A 7,084-nucleotide genomic window follows, 5' to 3' on the forward strand; every position below is an offset into this window, starting at 1 on the left:
CTCGGTGTTCCGCCCTGCGCGCCGGGCCGGGTCCTAGCCCTCCGGCGGGCCGATGTAGTTGTGCAGGCCCGGGACGGTGAGGTTGCCGCCGAACTGGCCGGCCTGGACGACCTTGACGTGCGTGAAGAACGCGAAGGGGACGTTCAGGGGCGGCGGGCTGTTCGGGGTGAACTCGATCGGGATGAGCCCGAAGAGGTTGCCCTTGAGGCTCTCCGTGTACATCGTCACCTTGCCGTCGCGGATCTTGGACGTGGAGCCCGGGCGCGACTTCAGGTGGGCGACGTTCCCGCTCTTGCCGACCGTCTGGTAGAGGTCCTTGATGTCCAGCGAGTCCGCCGTGAACTTCAGGACCTTCTTGGTCTTCCCGCTCGCCGTCTTCACCTCGACGATGCCCTCGTAGTCCAGGCCGTAGAGGGTCAGCAGGGAGCTGTCCAGGTACCAGGGCTCGTCGGGCAGCAGCGGGATGCCCTGCTCCAGCTTCGCGTCGGCCAGGGCCTTCGCGTCGTAGGTCGGGCAGGGGAAGGGCTGCTTGCCGTCCGGGTCCGCCGTCGTCGAGGGCGAGGGGGAGGGCGGCGAGGCGGCGTCCGTCGCGTCCGCGCCGTCGGCCGTCCCGCCCGTCTCGTCCTTGGGGGTCTTGACGGTGTCCTTGACGGCCTGCGGCAGCTCCTCGACCGTGGCCCCGGCCTTCTGCGCGGCGTCGCGGATCGCGTCGGCCGTCGGGTCGGGGGCGGTGGTCTTCGGAGCGCTCGGCGCACTGGGGGCTGGAGCCGGCGTCTGCGCACCCTGGAGGGGTTTGCCGAGGCCGTCCACGAGGCCCTTGAGGGCGTCGCCGACGCCCAGCGGGTCGAGCGGGTTCGGCGTCTTCGTGGCCGAGGGGGACGGGGAGGCGCTCGCGGACGGCTTGGCCGCCGGGCTCTCCTTCGTGGCCTCGGGCTGCTTGGTCGCGGTCGCCGCGGGGCTCGTAGCCGGCTTCGGGGCCTGGCTCGCACCCGGCGAGGGGCTCGCGCCCGGCGACGTACCCGGCGACGGCGTGGCGGACGGGGAGCCGGACGGCGACGGCGAGGCCGACGCGGAGGGCTCGTCGGAGCGCGTCACGCACGGGCCGGGCGCGAAGGGGATGTCCTTGTCGTCGGCCAGGGCCAGCTTCGGGGCCATGCCCATCCCGACGAGCACGGCCGTCGGCATCGCCGCGAGCGCCATCGTCTTGCCGACGGGTATCTGGAGCTTGGTCAGCAGCGACTTCCGGGGCGCCGCGTGGCGGCCCTTTCTCTCACGGGACTCTGCGCCTGGGGCCACGCCCCGCTGCGTCTCGTCACCCCGCACTGTTCCTCCCGCCATCGGCGTGGGCAGTCTTCTCGGTCACGTACTGCGTTTCCGTCTCGCGGGGGCCCGGGATGCCGTGGAAGGGATCCACGGGCGCCGCCTCGGCCGCTTCTGGCTGCTCGGGTTCCTCCTCCACCGGGACGCCGGGCGCCCAGGCCAGCGCGAGGGCGCCGCCGATCATGGAGGTGAGGAAGCCGATGAAGAAGCCGCCGAGGTTGGACAGCGGGATCGACACGAGGGCCAGCAGGATCGCGGCGACGCCGGCGAAGACGCGGATGCCCTGCTGGAACCAGAGGGCCAGGCCCAGCGTGATCAGCAGGAATCCGATGATCAGCGAGCCGGAGCCGGTCGTCGTCGCCATCGCGAGGGTGATGTTGCCCAGACGGATGTCCGCGAACGGGAAGTAGACGATCGGGACCCCGCCGAGGAGCGTGAACAGGCCGGCCCAGAAGGGGCGCTGGCCCCGCCAGGCGCGGAAGCGGTAGTACACGACGGTGAGCCAGTGATCGTCTGCGGCGTGAACCGGGGCCTGGGGGTTCATGGACAACAGCTCCCTGGAAACGGTGGTACGAAGAAATCTGTGGAGCCCGGACGGGCACCGCCGGCGTCTGCCGCCGTGCGCCCGTCCGGTCAGTCACACATCCCGGACGAGGCTTACTTCTCGTCCTGGTAGCACGGCTGGTTGCCGCTGAGCAGACGCAGCTTGAGGTCGGGCAGCGTGAAGGTGCCCGCCGTCGTCGCCCACGCGCGCTGGCGGACGTTCGTCAGCGTGGCCTTCTTGGCGCGCTGCGAGAACAGGCCGCCGTCGGCCACCGTGCCGGGGACCGGCTTGGTGACGTGGCTGCCGTCGCCGACCGCGACACCGATGTCGAGCTGGTCGAACTTGGCGTCCGCGTCCAGGTCGGCGACGTCGAGGTAGATGTTCTCCGCGACGGCCGCTCGGCCCTTGTTGCCGGTGTGCAGCTGGAGGGTGATGGCGCCGATGCCCGGCACCGGGGTGACCAGCGACTGGCACATGTTGGTGATCTCGGCGCGGCTGAAGCCGGAGATCGTGACCGGGTGCTTGCTGATGTCCTTGCTGCCGATGGTCGCGCCCTCGGCCACGCTGCCGTACTGGATCAGGTTGTCACCGACGAGCTGGTCGGCCGACACCTTGAAGTCCTGGCCGGAAACGCTGAACGAGGCCGCGAGGGCACCCTGCGCCAGACCCACACCAACCGCGGCGGTGGCCGCGATGGACGGCACCATGACGAGCGCGAAGCGCTTCCATCTGGTCCCGCCACGAACCTGAGAACTCATTTCGTTCCTCCTTCTCGGACGTACATCTCCGGTCCGAGCTGAGCCCGGCCTGGGATGGGAGAAGTGCTACGTCCTCGGGAAGGAGCGCAGGCGGCCGAGCCGCGGCGCAGCCGCGTCCGATACACCGGCGATCACCCCCGAGCGACAACCACTGGGCCACGCGTTCGCGCAACCTGGAGGACAGGCCCTGCCGGTGTGGCAGAGACCCCCCTGTCCACGGCCGGCGGCGTGCCACCGGCCCACCCGGTGGGGACCCTCCGCCGCGGCCGCCGGATGAGCGGCTCTACGGGAAGGACCGAGCGTCGCCGATCGTGGTCCATTCCAGGCCGGGGCACAAGGGGGGTCGTTACTCGCGGGTAACGGCTGGGTAACCGGAGTGCGGCCCTACGTCGCACAGCGGCCACACAGGGTGTCACCCTGGGCCACGACAGAAGGGGTGAAGAAGGAACCAACCGGACAGTTCACGGGGTTCGATTTACTCCGAGTAACAGCGGCCGCGATTACCAAGTTTTGGCAAAGTGCGGCCGCTGTTTATCTCCGTGTCAACAAATCGCCGGTCGCCCGGCGTCGCGCGCTCCAGCCGGAGCCCGTCGGCGCCCTAGAAGAGCACCCGCGCCAGCGCGGTGCGGGCCGCCGTGACCCGCGGGTCGTCGGCGCCGATCACCTCGAACAGCTCCAGGAGCCGCACCCGTACGGAATCCCGCTCGTCACCGGCCGTCACCCGTACGGTGTCCACCAGACGGGAGAAGGCGTCGGCCACGTGCCCGCCGGCCAGGTCGAGGTCGGCCGCGGCCATCTGGGCGGCCGGGTCGCGCGGGTTCTCGGCGGCCGCGGCGCGCACGGCCTGCGGGTCCATGTGCTGTACCCGGGCGAGCAGCTCGGCCTGGGCCAGGCCCAGCTTGGCCTCGGTGTTCGCCGGGTCGTCCGCGAGCACGTTCTTGTACGCCTGCATGGCGCCGCCCAGGTCGCCCGCGTCCAGCGCGTCGACCGCCGCCTCCAGCAGCGCGTCGTACGGGCCCGCCGGAACCGGGGCCGGGGCCGACGGGGCGGCCGCGGCGTCGGGGTCGACCGGGATGCCGAGGATGCCGAAGCGCTCCTCGGCGACCTGGACCAGCTGGGCCAGGGTCTCGCGGATCTGCTGTTCGGGGACCACGCCCTGGAACAGCGGCAGCACCTGGCCGGCGACCACGGCGAACACGGCCGGGATGCCCTGGATGCCGAACTGCTGCATCAGCATCTGGTTGGCGTCGACGTCGATCTTCGCCAGGACGAGGCGGCCGTTCGCCTCGACGGTCAGCCGCTCCAGGAGCGGGCCGAGCTGCTTGCACGGCTCGCACCACTCGGCCCAGAAGTCGAGGACGACCGGGACCTCGTTGGACAGCTGGAGGACGTCGCTTTCGAAGCCGGCCTCGTCGACGTCGATGACGAGCGCCGACGGCGGTACGGCGCCACCGGGCGCGGCGGCGCCGCCCTGGCGGGCCGCTTCCGCGCGCGCCTGCTCGGCCTTCGCCTTGGCTTCGCCGGCCGCCTTCACCGCGGCGAGGTCGACGACGCCGCTCATGGACATGTTTCTGGGCTGCATGCGTACATCCTCCCCCGTGTGCGCGCGCCGACGAAAAGGATCCCGGAAGATCCCGGGTGAAACCTGGTATCCGACTGCTCGTGGACTGCTGTGGCGCCGGGTCCCCACCTGGCGCCGGTAGCTCTTCGCGTGGTTGTCGCTCTTACGCTACGAGCCGTAGCGTAACTCCCCCGGCCGCCGGGCGCCCCGTGATCTGAACCACAGCGCCAAGGCCCCCGACGGTTCCGCTACCGGCGGGTATGGTCTCGGCCATGCGCAACCCCTGCCACCGCAGCACCCCCCAGCCCGGCCGCACGGGCCGCCCCCGCAGCGCGGCGGCGGACGCGGCGATCCTCGCGGCGACGCGGGACGCGCTGGTGGAGCTGGGCTGGTCGAAGCTGACGATGGGGGACGTCTCGGCGCGGGCCGGCGTCGCGAAGACCACCCTCTACCGGCGCTGGGCGGGCAAGAACGAGCTGGTCGTGGACGCCGTCGCGGAGCTCTTCGACGCGCTCGAACTGCCCGACCGGGGCTCGCTGGAGGCGGACATCGAGTACGTGGTCCTGCAGTTCGCGGCGCTGCTGCGGCGCCCGGAGGCCCGTACGGCCCTGATGGCGGTGGTCGCCGAGTCCACCCGGGACGAGGCGCTGCGGGACCGGATCCGCTCGGCGATCGTGGACCGGCAGAAACGTCTCGTCGTACTGGGGCGCGAACGGGCCCAGGCCCGCGGCGAACTCCCCTACGAGGAGGACCAGTCCCTGGCGGGGCACACCACGGACCTGATCTTCGACGTGATCGCGGGCACGGTGGTGCACCGCGCGCTGGTGAGCTCCGAGCCGGTGGACGAGGGCTGGGTGGCCGCCTTCACCACCCTGCTGATGCACGGCCTCACCGCCCGCGCCTGAGGGCGCCGACGCGCGAAGGGCCGGCCGCGGCGCTCCCCGAGGGGAACTCCGCGGCCGGCCCTTCGCGCTGACGGTGGGCTAGAAGCCCGGCGGCTCGGTGTAGGTGCCCCACTCGTCGCGCAGCACGTTGCAGATCTCGCCGAGCGTGGCCTCGGCCCGTACCGCGTCCAGCATGGCCGGGATCATGTTCGAGCCGTCCCGGGCGGCGTCCAGCATCGCCTTCAGCGAGGCCGTCACCTTGGCGTCGTCGCGGCGGTCCTTGCGCGCGGCGAGGACCCGCACCTGCTCGCGCTCCACCTCGTGGCTGACGCGGAGGATCTCCAGGTCGCCGGTGACCGAGCCGTGGTGGACGTTGACGCCGACGACGCGCTTGTCACCCTTCTCCAGGGCGCGCTGGTACTGGAAGGCCGACTCGGCGATCTCGCCGGTGAACCAGCCGTCCTCGATGCCGCGCAGGATGCCGGAGGTGATGGGTCCGATCGGGTGCTGCCCGTCCGGGTGGGCGCGCAGTCCGCGCTCCTTGATCTGCTCGAAGATCTTCTCGGCGTCGGCCTCGATGCGGTCGGTGAGCTGCTCGACGTACCAGGAACCGCCCAGCGGGTCGGCCACGTTGGCGACGCCGGTCTCCTCCATCAGCACCTGCTGGGTACGCAGCGCGATCTCGGCGGCCTGCTCGCTGGGGAGGGCGAGGGTCTCGTCGAGGGCGTTGGTGTGCAGCGAGTTGGTGCCGCCGAGGACGGCCGCGAGGGCCTCGACGGCGGTGCGCACGACGTTGTTGTACGGCTGCTGGGCCGTCAGGGAGACGCCGGCGGTCTGCGTGTGGAAGCGCAGCCACATCGCCTTGTCGGTCTTGGCCCCGTAGACCTCCTTCATCCAGCGGGCCCAGATCCGGCGGGCGGCGCGGAACTTGGCGATCTCCTCGAAGAAGTCGAGGTGCGCGTCGAAGAAGAAGGACAGGCCGGACGCGAAGTGGTCCACGTCCAGGCCGCGGGAGAGGCCCAGCTCGACGTAGCCGAAGCCGTCGGCGAGGGTGTACGCGAGCTCCTGCGCGGCCGTGGCCCCGGCCTCGCGGATGTGGTAGCCGGAGACGGACAGCGGCTTGTAGGCCGGGATGCCGTTCGCGCAGTACTCCATCAGGTCGCCGATGAGGCGCAGGTGGGGCTCGGGCTCGAAGAGCCACTCCTTCTGCGCGATGTATTCCTTGAAGATGTCCGTCTGCAGGGTGCCGTTGAGCACGGCCGGGTCGACGCCCTGGCGCTCGGCGGCGACGAGGTACATGCAGAAGGCGGGGACGGCCGGGCCGGAGATCGTCATCGAGGTGGTCACGTCGCCGAGCGGGATGTCCTTGAAGAGGACCTCCATGTCGGCGGCGGAGTCGATGGCGACGCCGCAGTGACCGACCTCGCCGAGCGAGCGCGGGTCGTCGGAGTCGCGGCCCATCAGGGTCGGCATGTCGAAGGCCACCGAGAGCCCGCCGCCGCCGGCGGCCAGGATCATCTTGTAGCGCTCGTTGGTCTGCTCGGCGTTGCCGAAGCCGGCGAACTGCCGGATGGTCCAGGTCCGGCCGCGGTACCCGGTGGCGTGCAGGCCGCGGGTGTAGGGGTACTCCCCCGGCCATCCGATGCGTTCGAAACCCTCGTACGCATCGCCGGGCCGGGGCCCGTAGACGGGGTCGACCTCATCGCCGGAGAGCGTGGTGAAGTCCGCGTCCCGCTTGCGGGCCTTGTCATAACGGGCCTGCCAGCGACGGCGGCCCTCCTCGATGGCGTCTGCGTCCATACCTTCGAATTTACTAGGACGTCCTAGTAAATGTCGATGGCAAACCCCCGGGGAGTCTTCCCCGGGGGTTGGTTTCGAGCGTTCCTACAGGCCCGCGCGAGCGGGACCGGACGCCGGCTAGGTGTTCTGTCCAGGGAGGTTGTGGACGGGTGATGCAGGTCTCGGCTGAGAGATCTTGAAATGGGTGAGGGCCTTCTGGCCTGGTGTGGATTGCGAC

The 7,084-nt window shown here is 70.9% G+C and carries 6 protein-coding genes; 1 reads left to right on the plus strand and 5 read right to left on the minus strand.

What is annotated here, in order from left to right; genetic code table 11:
- Nucleotides 1–33 precede the first annotated feature (33 nt).
- The 4 genes from AB0F18_RS27585 to AB0F18_RS27600 form a co-directional block, all read right to left on the minus strand.
- Complete coding sequence (locus tag AB0F18_RS27585; RefSeq protein WP_362065320.1) at nt 34–1,323, minus strand: hypothetical protein; 1,290 nt, start codon at nt 1,321–1,323, stop codon at nt 34–36.
- Nucleotides 1,313–1,864: a DUF6114 domain-containing protein gene (locus AB0F18_RS27590; protein WP_362065323.1), complete on the minus strand. Its 552-nt coding sequence runs from the start codon at nt 1,862–1,864 to the stop codon at nt 1,313–1,315. The genes AB0F18_RS27585 and AB0F18_RS27590 overlap by 11 nt, the downstream gene beginning before the upstream one ends.
- Before the next feature lie 113 nt (nt 1,865–1,977).
- Nucleotides 1,978–2,622: a DUF6230 family protein gene (locus AB0F18_RS27595; RefSeq protein ID WP_362065326.1), complete on the minus strand. Its 645-nt coding sequence runs from the start codon at nt 2,620–2,622 to the stop codon at nt 1,978–1,980.
- A 598-nt stretch (nt 2,623–3,220) separates the two neighbouring features.
- The gene (locus AB0F18_RS27600) at nt 3,221–4,204 is read right to left on the minus strand and encodes a tetratricopeptide repeat protein (RefSeq protein ID WP_362065329.1); all 984 of its coding nucleotides are present in this window, start codon (nt 4,202–4,204) and stop codon (nt 3,221–3,223) included.
- 251 nt (nt 4,205–4,455) lie between these two features.
- Here AB0F18_RS27600 and AB0F18_RS27605 point away from each other — a divergent pair, with 251 nt between their 5' ends.
- The gene (locus tag AB0F18_RS27605; RefSeq protein ID WP_362065332.1) at nt 4,456–5,088 is read left to right on the plus strand and encodes a TetR/AcrR family transcriptional regulator; all 633 of its coding nucleotides are present in this window, start codon (nt 4,456–4,458) and stop codon (nt 5,086–5,088) included.
- Between the two features lie 78 nt (nt 5,089–5,166).
- Here AB0F18_RS27605 and AB0F18_RS27610 read toward each other — a convergent pair whose 3' ends face one another.
- Nucleotides 5,167–6,867 carry a methylmalonyl-CoA mutase family protein gene (locus AB0F18_RS27610; RefSeq protein WP_362065335.1) on the minus strand — a complete coding sequence of 567 codons (1,701 nt, stop codon included), beginning with the start codon at nt 6,865–6,867 and terminating at the stop codon, nt 5,167–5,169.
- Nucleotides 6,868–7,084 lie beyond the last annotated feature (217 nt).

The organism is Streptomyces sp. NPDC029216 (assembly GCF_040648015.1).
Taxonomy (GTDB): domain Bacteria; phylum Actinomycetota; class Actinomycetes; order Streptomycetales; family Streptomycetaceae; genus Streptomyces.

Excerpts from the sequence above, each read along its gene's own strand:
- AB0F18_RS27590 (WP_362065323.1), bottom strand. The coding sequence starts at position 1,864 with ATGAACCCCCAGGCCCCGGTTCACGCCGCAGACGATCACTGGCTCACC.
- AB0F18_RS27610 (WP_362065335.1), bottom strand. The coding sequence starts at position 6,867 with ATGGACGCAGACGCCATCGAGGAGGGCCGCCGTCGCTGGCAGGCCCGT.
- AB0F18_RS27595 (WP_362065326.1), bottom strand. The coding sequence starts at position 2,622 with ATGAGTTCTCAGGTTCGTGGCGGGACCAGATGGAAGCGCTTCGCGCTC.
- AB0F18_RS27600 (WP_362065329.1), bottom strand. The coding sequence starts at position 4,204 with ATGCAGCCCAGAAACATGTCCATGAGCGGCGTCGTCGACCTCGCCGCG.
- AB0F18_RS27605 (WP_362065332.1), top strand. The coding sequence starts at position 4,456 with ATGCGCAACCCCTGCCACCGCAGCACCCCCCAGCCCGGCCGCACGGGC.